Below are 407 nucleotides of genomic sequence, written 5' to 3' on the forward strand. Positions count from 1 at the left end.
CTTTCCCACATGAACGAGAAAGGCTTCTGGGACATAGCGGCAATTTCCGATGCGCCGCTCGTGGCTTCGCATTCAAATGCGCACGCGCTTTGCCAGCAAAGCCGCAACCTGACCGACAAGCAGCTGGATGCCATTCGCGATACTGGCGGTCTCGTCGGGCTTAACTTTGGCGTTTCATTCCTGCGTGAAGATGGAAAACGCGATCCGAATACGGATCTGAGCGAACTCGTTCGCCATGCTGATTACATTGTCAACCGCATCGGGATCGACCATCTGGCGCTGGGTTCCGATTTTGACGGCACCACGATTTCTTCCACGCTTCGCGATGTCGGTGATCTCCAGCTCGTCATAGACGCCTTCCGCAAGCACGGTTATGACGATGCTTCCATCGTCAAACTGGCTCACGG

1 protein-coding gene is annotated in these 407 nt (G+C 55.3%); it reads left to right on the plus strand.

Annotated features, from left to right (window positions below):
* A partial coding sequence (locus M3152_RS17875) for a dipeptidase (RefSeq protein WP_251697202.1) occupies positions 1–407 on the plus strand: 407 nt, incomplete at both ends.

Source organism: Sporosarcina luteola (assembly GCF_023715245.1).
In the GTDB taxonomy this organism is placed as follows: Bacteria; Bacillota; Bacilli; order Bacillales_A; family Planococcaceae; genus Sporosarcina; species Sporosarcina luteola_C.